The 17238-nt window shown below is 45.0% G+C and carries 19 protein-coding genes and 1 pseudogene; 6 read left to right on the top strand and 14 right to left on the bottom strand.

What is annotated here, in order from left to right; translation table 11 throughout:
* Positions 1 to 99 precede the first annotated feature (99 nt).
* The 6 genes from modB to KAI36_RS18985 form a co-directional block, all read right to left on the bottom strand.
* Entirely contained in the window at positions 100 to 777 is a 678-nt protein-coding gene (gene modB, locus KAI36_RS18960) for a molybdate ABC transporter permease subunit (RefSeq protein ID WP_481856492.1), read from the bottom strand.
* Positions 774 to 1625 carry a molybdate ABC transporter substrate-binding protein gene (gene modA / locus KAI36_RS18965; RefSeq protein WP_220025720.1) on the bottom strand — a complete coding sequence of 284 codons (852 nt, stop codon included), beginning with the start codon at positions 1623 to 1625 and terminating at the stop codon, positions 774 to 776. The genes modB and modA overlap by 4 nt, the downstream gene beginning before the upstream one ends.
* A 29-nt stretch (positions 1626 to 1654) precedes the next feature.
* Positions 1655 to 2374: an iron-sulfur cluster repair di-iron protein gene (ric, locus tag KAI36_RS18970; protein WP_220025721.1), complete on the bottom strand. Its 720-nt coding sequence runs from the start codon at positions 2372 to 2374 to the stop codon at positions 1655 to 1657.
* 109 nt (positions 2375 to 2483) lie between these two features.
* Entirely contained in the window at positions 2484 to 3905 is a 1422-nt protein-coding gene (gene hemG, locus KAI36_RS18975) for a protoporphyrinogen oxidase (RefSeq protein ID WP_220025722.1), read from the bottom strand.
* Positions 3889 to 5004 carry a TIGR04053 family radical SAM/SPASM domain-containing protein gene (locus tag KAI36_RS18980; protein ID WP_220025723.1) on the bottom strand — a complete coding sequence of 372 codons (1116 nt, stop codon included), beginning with the start codon at positions 5002 to 5004 and terminating at the stop codon, positions 3889 to 3891. The genes hemG and KAI36_RS18980 overlap by 17 nt, the downstream gene beginning before the upstream one ends.
* A 14-nt stretch (positions 5005 to 5018) precedes the next feature.
* The gene (locus KAI36_RS18985) at positions 5019 to 5807 is read right to left on the bottom strand and encodes a YwiC-like family protein (protein ID WP_220025724.1); all 789 of its coding nucleotides are present in this window, start codon (positions 5805 to 5807) and stop codon (positions 5019 to 5021) included.
* Between the two features lie 169 nt (positions 5808 to 5976).
* On the opposite strand from KAI36_RS18985, the gene KAI36_RS18990 reads away from it, so the two are divergent.
* Positions 5977 to 6399: a hemerythrin domain-containing protein gene (locus KAI36_RS18990; protein WP_220025725.1), complete on the top strand. Its 423-nt coding sequence runs from the start codon at positions 5977 to 5979 to the stop codon at positions 6397 to 6399.
* Between the two features lie 29 nt (positions 6400 to 6428).
* On the opposite strand, the gene KAI36_RS18995 is transcribed toward KAI36_RS18990, so the two are convergent.
* From KAI36_RS18995 to KAI36_RS19015, 5 genes are all read right to left on the bottom strand, one after another.
* Positions 6429 to 7226 (bottom strand): hypothetical protein, encoded by a 798-nt coding sequence (locus KAI36_RS18995; protein ID WP_220025726.1) that lies wholly within the window; start codon positions 7224 to 7226, stop codon positions 6429 to 6431.
* A gap of 77 nt (positions 7227 to 7303) precedes the next feature.
* Positions 7304 to 7771: a hypothetical protein gene (locus KAI36_RS19000; protein WP_220025727.1), complete on the bottom strand. Its 468-nt coding sequence runs from the start codon at positions 7769 to 7771 to the stop codon at positions 7304 to 7306.
* A 52-nt stretch (positions 7772 to 7823) separates the two neighbouring features.
* Positions 7824 to 8294: a DUF6097 family protein gene (locus KAI36_RS19005; RefSeq protein ID WP_220025728.1), complete on the bottom strand. Its 471-nt coding sequence runs from the start codon at positions 8292 to 8294 to the stop codon at positions 7824 to 7826.
* Between the two features lie 100 nt (positions 8295 to 8394).
* Positions 8395 to 9096: a DUF1963 domain-containing protein gene (locus KAI36_RS19010; RefSeq protein ID WP_220025729.1), complete on the bottom strand. Its 702-nt coding sequence runs from the start codon at positions 9094 to 9096 to the stop codon at positions 8395 to 8397.
* Between the two features lie 20 nt (positions 9097 to 9116).
* Positions 9117 to 10043, bottom strand: coding sequence for a cell division protein ZipA C-terminal FtsZ-binding domain-containing protein (locus tag KAI36_RS19015; RefSeq protein ID WP_220025730.1), 927 nt, complete (start codon positions 10041 to 10043; stop codon positions 9117 to 9119).
* 159 nt (positions 10044 to 10202) lie between these two features.
* Between KAI36_RS19015 and KAI36_RS19020 the strand changes: the two genes are divergently transcribed.
* The 4 genes from KAI36_RS19020 to KAI36_RS19035 all read left to right on the top strand — a co-directional run bounded on the left by KAI36_RS19020 (position 10203) and on the right by KAI36_RS19035 (position 13654).
* Positions 10203 to 10949, top strand: coding sequence for an MORN repeat-containing protein (locus tag KAI36_RS19020; RefSeq protein ID WP_220025731.1), 747 nt, complete (start codon positions 10203 to 10205; stop codon positions 10947 to 10949).
* 271 nt (positions 10950 to 11220) lie between these two features.
* On the top strand, positions 11221 to 12306 hold the full coding sequence (locus KAI36_RS19025) for a WXG100 family type VII secretion target (protein WP_220025732.1): 1086 nt from the start codon (positions 11221 to 11223) through the stop codon (positions 12304 to 12306).
* A gap of 33 nt (positions 12307 to 12339) precedes the next feature.
* A complete protein-coding gene (locus KAI36_RS19030; RefSeq protein WP_220025733.1) occupies positions 12340 to 13176 on the top strand; it encodes a hypothetical protein in 837 nt (278 codons plus the stop codon).
* A complete protein-coding gene (locus tag KAI36_RS19035; protein WP_220025734.1) occupies positions 13169 to 13654 on the top strand; it encodes a DUF5381 family protein in 486 nt (161 codons plus the stop codon). Before KAI36_RS19030 ends, KAI36_RS19035 begins: the two co-directional genes overlap by 8 nt.
* A gap of 18 nt (positions 13655 to 13672) precedes the next feature.
* Here KAI36_RS19035 and KAI36_RS19040 read toward each other — a convergent pair whose 3' ends face one another.
* The 3 genes from KAI36_RS19040 to KAI36_RS19050 all read right to left on the bottom strand — a co-directional run bounded on the left by KAI36_RS19040 (position 13673) and on the right by KAI36_RS19050 (position 16510).
* Positions 13673 to 14383, bottom strand: coding sequence for a 5'-methylthioadenosine/adenosylhomocysteine nucleosidase (locus KAI36_RS19040; RefSeq protein WP_071642164.1), 711 nt, complete (start codon positions 14381 to 14383; stop codon positions 13673 to 13675).
* 42 nt (positions 14384 to 14425) lie between these two features.
* Positions 14426 to 15601, bottom strand: a complete 1176-nt coding sequence (locus KAI36_RS19045; protein ID WP_220025735.1) for an aminotransferase class I/II-fold pyridoxal phosphate-dependent enzyme — start codon at positions 15599 to 15601, stop codon at positions 14426 to 14428.
* Between the two features lie 69 nt (positions 15602 to 15670).
* Positions 15671 to 16510: a MetQ/NlpA family ABC transporter substrate-binding protein gene (locus KAI36_RS19050; RefSeq protein ID WP_071642166.1), complete on the bottom strand. Its 840-nt coding sequence runs from the start codon at positions 16508 to 16510 to the stop codon at positions 15671 to 15673.
* 272 nt (positions 16511 to 16782) lie between these two features.
* Here KAI36_RS19050 and KAI36_RS19055 point away from each other — a divergent pair.
* A pseudogene (locus KAI36_RS19055) lies at positions 16783 to 17178 on the top strand (YdhK family protein); the annotation flags it as partial.
* Positions 17179 to 17238 lie beyond the last annotated feature (60 nt).

Here is a 17238-nt window from a genome sequence, read left to right on the forward strand (position 1 = left end):
CCCATTAGGGAATGTCCTATAGCGCTACAGGAAATCCCTCGTTCTATGGAAAGATACAAAAAAGCCTCCCCCTGCTAAAGGGAAGCTTGTATGAAGTAATTAATTGTTCTTTTGACCCGTTAACAGGAGCATGATAAAAGAAATGAGTATGATAGAGCATGTCCACGCCCACGCCATAGGAAGATGACCAGCATCCACTGCAATATAAATGGCCGTCGGAATCGTTTGTGTTTTCCCCGGAATATTTCCGGCAATCATCAGTGTAGCACCAAATTCGCCCAGACCGCGGGCAAAACCGAGTATAAAGGCAGCTTTAAAAGAAGGGAAAATTAAAGGGAAGGTGATATATCGAAAAACCTGCCATTCACTTGCACCCATCGAACGTCCCGCGTTTTCCAAGTCCCGGTCAACTGAAGACAATCCCATTCTCAGCGTCCGATAGACAAGAGGAAAAGCCACTACCACCGCTGCTATAACCCCAGCCCACCACGAGAATATAATAGGTTCTCCAAACCATTGCTCCACAAAACGTCCGAACCCGCTTTTTCGTCCAAGTAATATGAGTAGTAAAAAACCAACAACCGTTGGTGGGAGTACCAAAGGCAGCATGAGCAGGGTTTCAACGACCGTTTTCCCTTTAAATAATCCTAACCGTGACATTGACCATGCCACAAGCAAGCCTAATATGATTACCAGAATGCTGGATAACAGTGCGACCTGCAACGATAATCGGATAGGAGGCCAATATTCATTCCAATCTATAACTTGCATGCTCACTTCGGTATGGTAAATCCATACTTAGCCATAATATTCAGAGATTCTTGCGATTGTAGGTATGCATAAAAGTCTTCGGCTTCTTGAATGTGCTTTGAAGCTTTGACAATCCCGATTGGATACTCAACAGGTGAATAGGTTTTGGGATCCACCTCAAAAGCGATTTTTGCCTTCTGTGAAGTCAACGCATCTGTTTTATATACAAATCCGACATCAGCATTTCCAGTTTCCACATATTGCAGCACTTGTCTAACGTCTTTTGCTTGAACCAGCTTGCTCTGTAACGTGTCCCAAAGCTCTGCTTTCGTCAGCGCTTCCTGTGCGTAGTTGCCCGCAGGAACACTTTCAGGAATTCCGATCGCAACTTTCTTCACTTCTTTTTTTGTTAAATCGGTTACACTCGCGATGTTCATCGTCCCGTCTGCAGGGATAACCGCGACCAATTCATTCGTCAGCCATGTTTTTTGTTTTTTCGTATCTATTAACTGCTGATCAACAAGGGACTTCATGTTTTTGGTCGAAGCGGACAGAAACAAATCCGACGGCGCTCCTTGTTCAATTTGTTTTTCCAGCGCACCAGAGCCGCCGAAGTTAAAATTCAATTTGATGCCTGTATGGGTTGATTCGTATGAATGCTGAATTTCTTTGAGCGCATCCGTTAAACTTGCTGCTGCGGATATGGTAAGCTCAATAGCTTCAGCCGTTTTCGAAGATGTCTGGCTGGAAGATCCGTTCTGACCCGCGCTGCCAACATTTGAATCTAGTTGTTGTTTCGTACCGCATCCTGAAAATAATAAAATGATGGAAATAACCAAAACGAAAACAGTGCTACTTTTAATTAATTTATGCATTTGGTTTGGCTCCTCATGTTCATTCATTATCAATTAATGGGTTTCGCTATTAGCTGTGCCTGTCTCGTACGTTCGATCAGTGTACAATTTTCAAGAAGAATATGATTAAAAATATCTGCTTCCAGGTCTTCTAACCGCTTCAATACGAGTCGGTGCGTACCACAAGCTTCCCGCATTGGCTCAAAGCCGTTTGTGATCAAGCGCATTTCCTTCAGGAATTCCACCACTGTTTGATGTTCGTCTTGCAACTTGGATAAAGTTGGATTTAATGCATCTGCTCGTTCCACTGTTGATTCTTGTAAAAATGCTTCAATCATCGGAAACACAAGGTCCTCCTCATTTTGAATATGTTCCGATAATTCCTGTTTAAGCAAGGTGAACAGTTCATTAACTCGCTTTAGATGCGGATAACGTTCGCCGTGAACCCGCGTTAGTTTGGTTACATACGGCGTTAACGCCGATAGTTCTTCCCGAAGCTTCGTATGATACTCATTTTGAATATAGGCGATTAGTTCTTTTGGTTCGAGTGAAGGAGGTTGCATTTGCTTATGCTGTGCCTGCTTTTCTTCCACTTCATGTATCTGCGTTAGCAGTTCACCAGCGTGGAGGCCTCGATTGGCTGCTGCTTCACGGAGCGATATTTTCCCTCCACAACAGAAATCAATCCTCAGTTTGCGGAACAGATCTCCCGTTTTGGGTACTGCTTTCACAATGTCCGCCACCCATGTTTCTTCCGTTAACTGGCTCATCTTCCATTCCTCCATCGTACTTCGATTTTGTGCTCAACTTTCATTCTACGTCTCCCTTAAAGCTGAACCAATCAGGGGGTTCCCTCTTTCACTAGTGGAAAGAGCCTGATTATAAAAAATCAGAAAGTAACTGTTCAGCCGCTTCTTTCCCTTGAGCAATGCAATCTGGAATTCCAACGCCCCCATAGCCGGCACCGCATAGAAAAACACCCGGTAAATCCTGTGCGAAGTCCTGTCTCACCTTCGCCATATGCTCTTTGTGTCCAATCGGATATTGCGGCATCGATCGATCACACCTACTGACTTCGGCGAATTCCGGTTCCGCTTCCAGGCCCATTAAATCTTTCAAATCTTTGCGCGCGGCATCCACAAGTTGATTGTCTGTCATCTGAATCCACTCCTGTGCGCCTGCATGTCCGATATAGGTCCGTAAAAGCGTATATCCTTCAGGAGCAGTATGGCTCCACTTCGTCGAAGACCAAGTACATGCCGTAATCTTTTTGCCTTCTTTGCGGGGGACTAGAAATCCCGTTCCTTCAAAAGCAAAATTAAGATCTGTGTTTTTATAAGCAAGGGCAATATTGGCTACGGAAACATAGTGAATCTTGTGTAACCAGCTAGCGCTTGCCACGCCGGAGAATAATGTAGCCGCTTCAAAAGCTGGAATAGCGCAGATCACCGCATCCGCATCTATTTTTTGTCCATGTTCTAAAATGACCTGATAACCGCTCTCTTTCCTTACTTCAACTACACCTTGCCCCATAACAAAACGTACGGTATCCAGCCTTTCCTTTAGCCGCTCCACGATCGTAGATAATCCTAGCCGATAAGAAAGAAACATACTTTTCTTAGCGATTTCCGGCAGTTTGTCTTGTACTGCTGGCTTTCTTCCAGCCCCTTTAGACATACCCTTAATCAGACTTCCATGCTTTTGTTCCATTAGTTTAAATTGAGGGAAGGTGGACATGAGGCTCAGAGAATGTGTATCCCCAGCGTAAATTCCAGACAATAGAGGTTCTGTAATCTGATCCAGAACTTCTTTGCCGAGACGCCGTTTGATAAAATCCCCTAGAGATTCGTCCTCATCACCTTTCTTCGCTGGAATGATTAAATCCAAGGCTGCCCGTGCTTTTCCCAGCGGAGAAATAAGCCCTGTCCGAATGAAGGGGGTGAGCTTTGTTGGAATGCCCAGAATGAAGCCCATCGGCATCGTATGAAGTTTGCCCTTATGCAAAATGCAAGCAGATTTGGCTTTCGGGTTTGTCGATACCAGCTCTGCTTCCAGCCCCAACTCCATGGTCAGATCCAATATTGCCGTCTTTCTGGCCAAGAAAGCATCTGGTCCTTTTTCGATCATAAAATCGTTTTGGCGAACGGTTTGCAGCTTTCCTCCCAGACGTTCACTTTTCTCCACCAGTGTAATCTCCACTTCAAGCTGCCGATCCTCAGCCAGCTTTTTCACATAAAAGGCAGCACTTAAACCACTTATTCCTCCACCGAGAATAACAACTTTTTTAGAACTTTTTTTCATGAAAACACTTTTCCTCTCCAACCCCGGGTATATAAGCGCAATAAGGGTCACTCTCCAAATAGTCTCCTGTTATTGCAAAAGCCCTTGCTCTGGAACCCCCACAGATGGCCTTGAATTCACAGACTCCACATTTACCTTTAAGTAGGGACTTATCTCTAAGATTCATCATGATCGGAGAGTTGCGATAAATATCTGCCAGGCTATCCTTTCGTACATTCCCGCACATAAGAGGCAGAAAACCGCTCGGGTATACTTCACCGATATGACTAATAAAAACAAATCCATCTCCATCATTTACGCCTTTAGGAGCACGTCCTAAAACATCTGCCCTCTTTTGTCCGTCTACTACACTGCTCTCACCTGCTCTGCGCTTTTGCTGCAGTACGACCCTCCGGTAGTGAGGAGCTTCTGTAGCCTTCACACCGTACGGCATCTGTTGCTGTATTTGATACAACCATTTCATTACGGCTTCATGCTCATCAGGAGTAATCATATCTTTCTCCATGCCACGGCCGGTTGGAACAAGGAAAAATAAACTCCATAACACGGCCTGCATTTCCTTTACCCTTTCTGCAATTTGCTCCAGATCATGAAGATTGTACCGGGACACCGTAGTGTTCACTTGAATAGGAATGTTCAGTTCCTTTAAATAACCAATTCCCCGCATGGTCGTATCGTAAGAACCCGCTGTACCCCGAAAATGATCGTGAATGTCTGCACATGAACCGTCCAGACTAAACGCCCATCGCGATAACCCAACTTGCTTTGCTTTCTCTACCGCTGCTCGTGTCACTTTAGGGGTGGCGCTGGGGGTCATTGAAACCGACAGATTTTTCTCTTCAATTGCATATTGAGCCAGTTCAAACAGATCAGGACGCATTAAAGGATCTCCGCCTGTGAATACAACCAACGGATGATTCATTTCAGCAATTTGATCTATCAGCTTCTTACCCTCTTCTAATGTCAGTTGGCGAGGATCAGGTTTGTACTGAGCTTCCGCTCTACAGTGAAGGCACTTTAAAGCACAAGCTCGTGTAACCTCCCAGATGACTATAAACGGATCTGTATGATAATCACGCGGCGTTTTCAAAGATATCATTGATGTCTCTCCTTTTAGAAGTATAAAAACAACACAAAAACATAGAGCATCATTGAAAATCCAATTTCCGCCATGCCAACTTGTTTTGCCTTTAATCCGAGTTTAGGAAGCCATATGGCTCGTATCAAAAAAATCAAAAAAGGAACAAACAGAGGTAACTTTAACCAAGTAGCAAACAACAAAATCACCAAATGATAGATGACGGAAGCATAATGGTAACGTATATTTTTTCTTTCACGAATGATCGTTTTGACATACAAAGCAGTTCCGATAAAGTAAAGCACCAAAAGCAAGAATAGCTCTGTTGCTACTCTCCAATCCTCTCCTTCCCCCATATAAATAACAGGGTATATAAAAGAACAAAAGAGTAGAATTGCAACAATATCATTGAGTAAAGCACGTTCATTTTTCGTTTTTGCAAAATAAATATTAACCATAAAAAAGAGCAATAGAAGAACTCCATACCAGATCAAGGCAGGCTCAAACCATATCAGTGAAATTAACAAAGGAAGTAATATCACTCCGTATACAACGGCGGGTTTGCGGTATCTTTCACTGCTGCCTGTTTTGATCCATTGGAGGACAGGAAAACTGAATAAGTAGATAAAAAACCAGCACACAAATAGGGGTATATGAATGAGTTCCCCTCGAGAAGCAGCTAAACCGAATAAAAATGGAAGAATGAGCATGGCCCAGGCTCCATGTTGATTGGGTATGTATCTGCTCATCCCCTTCAAACCCTTGATCCTTTTTTCACAATCTTTTTTATGTCTATTATTTCGGTTAATCGATTCATCATCCATTCCCCCAAGATTGAGTTTTATCTTCTAACTTCATTCTAAGTATTATATGAAATTGAACCAATTAGGGAGTTCCCTTTTCCTTAGGGGGGAATATCCTAACCGGAAAAATAACGCTATTTTCTTATGCTATACTGTACTAAAAAAGGGAACAAAGAAAGGATGAACTGTTATGGGAGGACCTTCTTTACGTCAACTGCATGCTCATCATGCCATTCATCAAGGCGGGCTAACTGGCGCTCTAGATAAGACGAGAGAAGTAGAAGAATTACTCGAAGCAAAAGAATTCAAGGTGGCGCGCCAGGCTGCCGACCACTTGATCGAATATTGGGAAACCCGCATTCTCAGCCATGCTGATGCAGAAGAGGAAGGATTCTATCAGGAAATGGTCGAGAAAAAACCGGAACTGCAGGAGGCTGTCGTCAAACTTACACGGGATCATGACCTGCTCCGAATCATTGTAAAAGAGCTCAAAGCCGTGATCCGTGAAGAAGGGCTTACGCCTGAAGTTCTTCAGCAGTTCCATGCGCTTCTGGTTGTCAATGCTATTCATAGTCGGGAAGAAGAACGTTTGTTGTTTGAGGAACCGTCATGATCAAGATGGGGCATAACGATTCACTTTCTCTATAAAAACGTTCCAAAGAAATAGTCCAACGCCTCTTGTGAGTATCCGTCATCTCCTTGCCAAGCTGCTACGGAATAAAAATCATGATTGCCGTTCTGTCGTTTACGAGGCGTGTCCTGTGGGACCAGCAGTCCGGCATATCCCCACACCTCCATGACTACATCACGCTCGTTTTTGCTGGATGGAAACACATCCTTCCAGCGCTTTTCCAATTGACGCGCACTACTTTGAGCATCACAGTTCTGAACAGCTTCGAGCATGTTATGGAGTATAGCTAGATCCTCGTCGGAAACTTGAACATCCTCTTCTTGACTGAACAATTCAAGGTCCATCCAGCAATACAGAAGGTGGTTCAGACGAATACCGCCCCATTTGATTCGTTCAAAATTCAGTACATTCAAATCTTCATTGACATATTCCTTATCAGACATCAATTTATTAAAATTACAATCCCCACAGCTACTGTAATTGGGCAAGACGACAGGCCGCTCCCCATAGGTGTGCAAAGGAAGCCTCGCGGTTAATGCCCAGCTCGATAAGGCGCTTCGTAAATGAACCTTTTTCGTGGAAAGACTGTGCAAAAACGCTGCTGCCACTCGCTCTTTTGTAGCCTTTTGCTGGTGCAGCTCATGCAGCCTGTTTATAATCTCGTTATGTGTAATCGTGATCGGATCGAACATCAAGCCCTTACTTTTGGCATATTCAAAATCCTCACCCGAAAAAGATCCCCGCTCCTGCTTCCAGCCGCTGGAGGACCAGAATGTGTTCATCAGTATTTTTTTCGCCTTTTTATCCACAACACATCTCCCTTACTCATCCAAAACCCTACCTCCAATATAAAGCGCAGGGTTGTAGTGCATTTTATGTAAGATTGCTATTCATCTTTATACTTAAAAGCAATGGCCGTATTTCCTGACCGGGGGTCAAAATAAGAAAAGATTTTCCCCCAGCTCAGCTCATATTCCATATAGGGGTAAGGCTTGGTTTGACGATAGCTTGGCTTCACGGACAAATGTTGCTGTAACAAACGATCATGCTCCCTTTGCCGCTTTCTCTCTCCTTCTTCAGACCAATTATCCCACGAAGTTGGAAATTCATCGCTCTGGAGCGAAATCTCCACGACAACTAGGCTTGTATCCTTAAAGCATACAGACACAAAAAAATGCCGACGCAGCAAAGAAACCTGATCGAAATGATACCAGATGTACTTATTCCCTAGCTTTCTTACAGAATGAAAATATTTCGAATACCAAGCGGACTCTAACAACTGCTCTTCCGTTAAAGATGAGTAAATCGCACGATCACCATCGACCTGAATGATTCCCGATTCCCAGTCATTCATTGCTGCCACTCCTTCAGCTATTATGCCAATCTCCTACAGTTACTCTCTGTCCTCATTTGTCCACATGATTGAAAATGGCCTGCCAGGCCCGATCTAACACGCGCGTATGTAATTGCTTGGCATAAACATTTCTAACGATGGCAAGAACGATCACACCCACAAATACAACACTGAGCAAAGTGATAGAGGGAACCCAATAGTCAAACATGGCATTCGCCAGCACTTGCAGCAAATGTCGTTCGGGTTGTAAATATTCTACTGCCGCAACGATGCCTGCTGCCAGCAATATGATCACAGATATGATCATAAGCATTGCATTGATTACTTTGTATTTGGCAAGCCCTCGCTGAAAAACGCGAATTCCAGCATATTGCTCCAGCACGATGATCTGCTTGTGAAAATCATTTTCTACCTGCTCTACAGGCAGATCGTGCTTCTGAATAAATGCATGGGCTTTCTTCAATTCGGATTGAATAAATAAACTACTCTGGATAGCAGATCCCAGCTGACCTAAAACATTCATATCTTTTCACTCCATTTTCGATAGCTTCTAAACTACGAGTATATAGGGTTGCCATGCTCTACAAAACGATCGGTTCCAGACTGCTCTCTACGTGAGCTTATCAGTAAAAATCAAAGTAACCCCGCCAGGCTCCTTCATTCTGATGCTTGGCAAAATAAAAGCTGCCTCCATCCACAATATTCAATTGGGCTTTGGCATCTGAAGCAATCTGAAACACAAATTCATAGCCCTCGCCAAAGTCGATGCCCGGTTGAATAAAGCTGGGATAGCCACCGATTTTGTGAACCGCATATATTTCCTCTACAATGTCCTCAAAATAGTCGGGTTCCTCCTCGTCCATATGGTTGAGGGCATCGCCATATTCCTCAGGAATGTCTTCACCGTCCCAGACCGGATAGTCATTCTCTTTGAGCTCAGGGAATAGCGGGAACGCCTTGATTTGCATAAATGCCGGACCAAAATCTTTTTCGACCAAATCCTCTACCGACGTATACTCACGAATACACATATATCCTTCTATGTCCTCATGATCCAGTACATCGGGAGACAAAAAGACCGTCAACAGCTTGACACTGTGCATAGCCGGAGGAACAAAGGGCAAGGCAGGCAAATACAATTGCATGATCGGAGCCATAACATTCCCTTGTACATCAATGGGTTGCTCCTCCGTTGGCAAAGCCACTGTAACTCTACCAATCCAGCTTTGTTCAAGGGAATCCGACGGTCTACGACCCCCTGTATGAAAAATAGTAGCTTTACGTTTTAAAATCGTTCTTAGCTTCTCAATAGCGTTGCTGGACAACGAAACCACTCCTTTCTAATCTAGAATAGAAACGCAACAACATCCTCGCCTGCTTTAAATCCAAACTCTCTTAATCGATCTTCCATCTCTTGAATCTGGCGCAGATAATCTTCCGGCACAGCTGGCAGACCCTGTTCATTCACTAATGTCCCGCCGAGTCTGGTGCGTGCATATTCGGCACTTTTCCACATCACCTCAAACACAGTTTGCGGCTGCACGGTTCGTACCCCATCCATACTGAAAATCAAATCGGCAAAGCGATCCTCTGCGAGTGTACTCAACCAAAAAAAGCCAGGCTCGGTTCCCGTATGTACGCTAAATAGTTCATCATAGCCTCCCGGCCCGTGATGGTATGCATGGAAAATATCCATATCTCCCCACTCCATTTCGAGACTCAGCATGACATCCCAGATATCCGCTCCACGGTAAGATTGGCCTTGATCCGCTACCAGCCTAAGCATGACAGCATGTTCCCTTTCACCTTCCTGATCTGTAAATGCTTTAAGTTTTTCCCCTTTTGCACGTGCATGGGCAGCATCCTCCCGAGGAAGCACATGAACAGTGCCCTTCTCCTGAAAACGTGCTGGCAGTGTGTTCATAAAGTCTGCAACCTTGGCTTCATCTAAACGAACCTGCATCTCTACATTATCGAATATATCCATACAAATACAGATTTTATCAAAATGACATTCGCCTGCCGGTCTGCGCCCCACACTAGTCCACATCTGTAAATCATGGACATGCCCATACACGATATATCCTTTGAGCAATTGCAAAATATCCTCATCTGATAACGTAAAACCGCTGAATTCCACGTCAATCAGCCAATAGATATTAGAATCAGGCTCCACTTGATGGATTCCTTTTATGGTCTTCACAGGCTCATGTTCTATCTCCACGGCAAGGATGCTAGATACATCCTCACTCCCATGTTCAGGTAAATTCATGAATCTCTCTCCTAACTAGCTGTTTTCACTTTACAGTTTCCTATAATTCTCAATCTATATTAAACTATAAATCACCAAGCACAAAACAGTATAAAAACGGTGCTGGGTGGTTGAACTTAACTTTTAGAAATTCAAAGCTTCGAAAGGGGAGAACTTGTGATGCAAAAACTTTGGCAAAAAGGGAAGGCTCTGTCTCTGCCTATTATGGTGTCCGCATCGCTGATATCTGGAGCGCTGTCTGTAAGTACACCTGCGGCGAATGCGGCTGCTACCAAGGAATTGCTTCAGCTAACCGGTCAGACGACTTACTATGGAGAGGTCGAGAATGGGCAGCCCAACGGACGTGGTACAATCAAATGGAGCGAATATAAGCAGTATTCGGGTGATTTTGTGAATGGCAAGCGCTCAGGTACCGGAAAATATATAAATCAATACACCGATGCAGATGGACAAAATCATAAAGTCGTATACAACGGCACATGGAACAATGACACGATGAGTGGCAAGGGTACGCAGACTGAAAAAGTGACCCAAATGGACGGAACCGTACGTTCGAACGAGATCCAAGTAGGTACCTTTCAGAACAATGGATTACAGAATGGCTACCAAGTGATCCACGCTGTGGCCGATCCAGACTACAGCTTCACTTATAAAAACAGCAAAGAAACACTAAATATCTTGCACAGTAATCAAGATCTGGTCCAAAGATGGCAAAAAGGAGATCTCTTCTCCGTAAATTATAAAAATGGCTCTGTCCAAAAGGAATACTCTATGTTCCCTGAAGAGACTGCTACCAAAGAACGTCAAAGACAAGCGTCCATCAAGTATCTCAAAGGAATTACTGCCAAGGTCACTCCTTATTTGCAGCAGTTTGAAAAGCTGTCCAAGCAGATTCCGCTAAAATAATTAAAACGACGCGAAATATGTATTAGCCTCTACGCAAGAAGGCCTCTCTTTCTAATGGAAAGTTCCATTTGAAAAGAGTGGCTTTTTTTGTTTCGTTATGAATGACATATAAGAACTTCGGAGCATAACACCTCCTACTATTCTCCCCTATGAATCCTCAGGAACTCATACAAATGACTTATTTTTCACTTAAATCCCCTCCTTTTTTTGCTAACCCCCCCTAGATTCACTAGAATATAAGTAATTATTTTAATCATCCGAGGTGGACATCATGGCAAAAATTATGGTTCCTCCTGAGAAACTTGAGGCGGTTTCCAGGCAGTTCGCACAGGCACGTGAGCTGGGGGCACAAATTTGCGGACAACTGTCACAGCATATTCAGATGTTGGAAAATAGCTGGGCAGGAACAACACAGCAGCGCTTTTATCAGGATTTTCATAAAGCGCGTGGACAAATGGATGCTTTCACCCAAACTGTCGGTTCTGTCAGCACAGAGCTGCGTTCCATTGCAGTAAAATTCAAGGAAACAGATACACAAGCAGACACGGGTATTAACAAAGGAGATCACAGCGGACAGATCGGCAGCAGTGAAGGGGCAGCTTCCGGAAAAAAAGGACCCGATCCAGCAGATATAGCTATTAACAGCATTTCAGAAGCCAATAAATGGCGCGGGCAACTGGGATTTGCCGGAACAGCTATCTATAGCGGTCTGGCTTCTACACTTGTGCTCACCAAAACAGTAGAATTCAAGAAAAGTCTGAAGAATCCCACTCGAGCGGTTATACATAATGCGGCATGGGTGAATGGCAAGGGTAACAATGCGTTTATGCGTAATTTGGGCAAAAGCCTAAACCGCCAATTCGCTAAACCCGGTATTGTGATGAAGGGTTTAAAGGGCTTTGATCGTTTAGCTGGAAAGCTTCAAATGGGTAAGCTCGGCCTCGGATTCAACAAAGCCAATAGCTTTCCTCAGTGGACGCGGAACGTCATCGCTGGGGTGGAAAAAGGCCGTTACGGCATAGCCACCCGCCAAATTCCCGGCATGATTGCCAAAAAGCTATACCCTATTAATGCCACCATGAATATTGTGGGCGAGGGTATCAGTCTGGCTGGAAAATGGAAAAGCGGGAAGCTTACCGGAACGGATGTGGCTGTATCTGCTTCTAACGTAGCGATTAAAACCGCTGCAACTTATGGCGGTGCTGTTGCTTTGGGAGCCGTAGGCGGCGCTATCGGTGGTCCAGTCGGTGCAGCCGTCGGTGCTTACGTCGGCGGTACGGTGGGAAGCTGGGCAGGTGGAAAGGTCGCCAAATTCGCCGAAAAAGGGATACGTTGGGCCAGCAAACTATTTAAATGACATACACCTAACAGATGGAGAAGGAGCCTGACTATGGACAAACAAACGGTAATTTTAACGCTTGAAGAACTAGGCTTTGCCTTGACCGCACTGGGCGCAGAAGATATGGCTTCTGGTCTGCTCCAATCTTATTACGGGGAACTGACCGAGGATCGCTGGGAACTGCTTTTTCATGCCGCAACGCATAGCCTGATATCCAAGGGTTTGATGGAACAACGGGATGACGGGCAACAACAGCTCGAATTTGATGCGTTTATTTTTGAAATGCTAGCTCATCTGGTACAAAGTCGTCAGATGCTACGTGGCTACAAGGAGCAACAGGACAAGCAAAATACATTAACGATACACCATGGAAATGAACGTTTTCTGTATCATTTTTCCAGCCACAATGAACTCCATTTCTTTCGCTGGTCTTCCCCAGAAGACTGGTATCACGACATTGATCAATTGTTCAGCCTGCTTGCTTCGAACTTCAATGCGCACAGCCGATACGTCGATCTGACAGAAGAACAGTGGAATGAGTTAACCTCTTCCAGCTTCAGCATGCAGCAAATGACAACGTGGAAGCTTCATGAGTCGGCTCAACAAATGATACAAGACTGGCGAGAGGATTTTGATCGTAATCAGTGTAGCCTAGATAATTTGAGCCAGATGATATACGCGGATACGGATGAAGATGGACCTTCCGTTACAAATCTACTATTTGTTCTTAAAGGAACGAATGATGTGTGGATCGTAAGAAATACAGAACTGGATATGCAGGCCACCCCATGTCTGCGTATTGAAAGTGTAACCGAATCTGACTGGAGAGAACGAATAACTTATTTCATTCAGGAGTTTGTACGCGACGAGGCGGTATTCCGTGGATAAAATTGTATATCGAAGATCTTTGGCATTTTGGAAAGCCATGGGCAGCTTGATGTTTGTGCTTATCTGTCTGTTTTTGCTGCTGCTCATTTTTATCGACGAAGATATCTCAGCTCTACAAATCTTCTTCTTTATTACCTCCGCCATTGTCGGACTTCCTTTTTTCGGTAGCTATCTCGTGGTTTGTTTGAGCAGAACGCTTCGTAAGGATACCTACCTGTTCATCTTTGACGAGCATAGCATTTCCGATGGTATTCGAACTGTCCCATGGTCTGCAATCACTAAAGTCGAATTCGAAGGGGCCTCCATCCGCAAATGGCTGCGCCCTCGCTTTCCCGCCTTTATTTTTCATCTGAATGACCGCAGCACCTGGGAAGTCAGCACCGATTATGTGTTGAACGATATGGAGCTGAACCAAGCCGGGAAACAACTTCGAACTCTCATTAACCAGCATGGCAAGCCGAAGAAAAAACGTTCCTGAATATTGCCATTGAATATATCAAAGCTTGTCTCTATCATATGCGGCTACAAGAGCCACAACCACTGCTGCCGAGTTGGCCGCAGCCAAATCAAGATTGGAGTCAAAAGAATCCGCCGCTTCTACACCGGCAAGATCAGACAAAGAACGGACAGCCAAAAATGGAACACCAAACTGGTACGCAGTCTGAACGACCGCGGCCCCTTCCATATCCGTCACTTTTGCTTCAGGAAACTGGCTACGGATAAAATGGGCGCGCTCAGCCTGGGAGATAAAAGAGTCTGCCGTCGTAATCAAACCGTTGACGATCTGTCCCTCAATCCTGGTCTCCGCCAGCGCTTCTGTCGCAAAAGCAAGCAGCGCTGGATCGACAGGATAACTTGCCGGCATCTGTGGTACCTGTCCGTAGGTATAGCCGAACGCCGTTCCGTCCACATCGCTGTAAGTCAGCTCGGTCGCCACTACGACATCGCCAACATGCAGCGCTGGATCGAGCCCACCTGCAGACCCGGTATTAATGACAAGCTCCGGGCTAAATCGCTCAATCAGCAGCGCCGTAGTCGAGGCTGCGTTCGCTTTGCCAATTCCTGATTGCAGCAGAACCACTTCCTTGCCCTCAAGCTGGCCTGTATAAAAAATCCCGTTCGCAATCTGGGTCATCTTTATCCCTTCGATCTGCGCTTTCAAATCTGCTATTTCTTCCTCCATGGCTCCGATAATCGCTATACTCAAAGTTCTTTTCCCGCTCCCTCCATGAATTCCTTGTATCCCAGCTTATACTTGAAAAACACCCGTTGCTGCGATGCGCTGCACTGCCTCCAGCAGCCTTTCTTCACTGTTCACCAGACTGACCCGCACATGAGAAGCTCCCGCACGACCAAAGCCTTCTCCAGGGGCGACCGCAACATGCGCCTCGTCCAATAAAAAGTCTGCAAATGAAGCGGATGTATAACCCTCTGGCACCTTGAACCAGGCAAAAAAAGACCCTTGGGGAGCAGCTACATCCCAGCCAATACCTCGTAACGCTGCAATGAGAACATCACGGCGCCGCTCATATAACGCCGCGAGCTCCCGTACTGGTTCCTGCGTGCCCAGCAATGCCACAGCTCCCGCATCCTGTACCGCTCCAAAAACAGTGCTGTAAGCATGCGTATGATAATGCTTGAGCGCACCAATGATGGACGAATTTCCCACTGCAAAGCCGAAGCGCCATCCAGCCATGTTATACGTTTTGGAAGCCGTATACGTCTCGACGCCATACTCCTTGTCGCCGGAGATTTGCAGTAAACTAATCGGCTTATGTCCGTCAAATCCAAGAGCACCGTAAGCAAAATCATTCATAACCGGAAACTGATACCGAGCGGCATAATCCAGCGTCTTTGTCAGAAAATCTGCAGTAGCTACTGCTCCAGTCGGATTGTTCGGATAATTAATCATGAGCAATTTGACCTGCTCTGCAATTTCTTCCGGTACGGTTGTATAATCAGGCAAGAAACCATGCTTCTCATCAAGCGGAATCGTATGAATATGGGCTCTTGCCAGCGCAGCAGCGGAATAATATTGGGGATATGCCGGATCGGTGGTCAATAACCAATCACCGGGATTCAGCAGCGCCTGTGGAATCCCCATTACACCTATGGCTGAGCCGTTGAATATGGCAATCTCCCGGTCAGGATCCAGCTCCACCTGATACTCCCGTTTATAGAACGCAGCGACAGCCTCCAGCGTGCTTTTTTTCCCATGAAAAGGTGGATAGCCCTGATTGATCGGTTGATCGACCGCTTCTTTCAAAGCGCTGATGATATGTGCTGGTGTTGGCTGATCCGGGTTGCCGGCTGCCAAATTGATTACATCTATTCCTTTGCTTTTATACAGATTCACTTTGTCATCCATTGCGCTAAAATAGTTGTCAGGCAGAGCCTTGACGAGATCAGAGGATGAAAAAATCACGTTCATATCCACCTTCTATCCATAAGATACAGGCTGACAACGTCAGCCGGCAGAAGATAATACCCCATATTATTTGAAATAGCTTGGCAACTTGTAGCCTTCATAATCAGAATTCGATTGGATGTACTTTTGGAATTCTTCTGAATGATATCCTTCAATAATGTCTTTGACGAAGGGCTTATCCTTGTTCTTGCTGTCCACAGCGACCACGTTCGTGAACGGATCTGTCATATTTTCAAGCTTTAATGCCGAGGTCAGCTTTATTCCATTCGATACAGCAAAGTTCCCTTGTATGGCCGCAAAATCAACGTCCTCCAGTGCACGTGGCCCCTGTGCCGGGTCGGTAGCAACAAATTGCAGATGATGCGGATTAGAGGTGATGTCATTCACCGAGGTTTGCAATGGATCGATTTTGTCCTTTAACGTAATCCAGCCTACTTCCTTCAAAATATTCAGCGCACGCAGCATATTGACTGGCTCGTTGGGCAGGTTGATTTGGGCTCCATCGCTGATTTCGTCAAGGCTGGTGTGCTTGCTGGAGTACAATCCCATTGGAGGAGTCGGGACCTGCACAGCACCAATCAGATCAATATTCTCCCGCTTATTCATAGAATCCAGGTAGAGCGAATGCTGGAACACATTAGCATCAATATCCCCATTAGCCACGGCTACATTGGGCTGAACACCGTCTGTAAACTCTTTATATGTAATCTTATAGCCTTTCTTCTCCAAATATGGAGCCACACCATTCTTAAACTGATCACTATATGGACCGGGATTAAAGCTGATATGCAGTGTTTTCTTTTCTTCACCCGCAGCATTGCCCGACGTATTCTTGCTGCCGCAGCCTGAAATAAAAAGCACGACTGCTCCCAGCAGCAATATAAATGAAATCCATGGTTTCTTCATTTTAATGTCTCCCCCTGCTCCTTGATATCATCTACTTTTGGTGAGTTAGAATGTTACAATCGCTCAAAATACCAAGTAATTTGATGCGTTTTATAGATATTACAATGGTTTTTTATTCACTGTCAACAACATTTAATTACGCATCTTCTGCATAACAAAAAAGGGGGCACAACAGGAGATCCCCTTGAAAGCAAAACACTTCACAAGTTTGTCATATACTTCCGTTTTAAAAATACCCCATAGGGGTATTTTAAATATGTAATTAAAACCCTAAAGAAGCTGAAAATCCAGCCTTCAAAGTTGGTAGCCAAGCGACTATCCGAGCTGACCATATGGCAGGCATGAATGGGGCTACTGCCACGATTGTTGGTGCTTATACGACTACTGCTTATACAGTCTCATATACTCCAACCACTGGAGAAGAAAAAGTGAATAATCATAAGTGGGTTATTCATGAAGAGATTAAAGATGCAGGCAGCGAGCCCTATGCACCGGACACAGAAATTATCCTTGGGGCAGATCATATGAAGGGGATGGATGGGGCTAAGGCTACCATTGATTCCGCCGAGCCAACGACCGTATATATGGTCGATTATACGCCGACTACAGGAGGAGAGCCTGTCAAAAATCATAAATGGGTGACGGAGAGTGAGCTTTCAGCCCATTAGAACTCTTACAACACAGGCGCTTATGATAACAAAAGGGAGCCTTACATCGGCTCCCTTTAT

Origin of the sequence: Paenibacillus sp. S02 (assembly GCF_019454065.1) — a bacterium.
GTDB lineage: Bacteria > Bacillota > Bacilli > Paenibacillales > Paenibacillaceae > Paenibacillus > Paenibacillus polymyxa_B.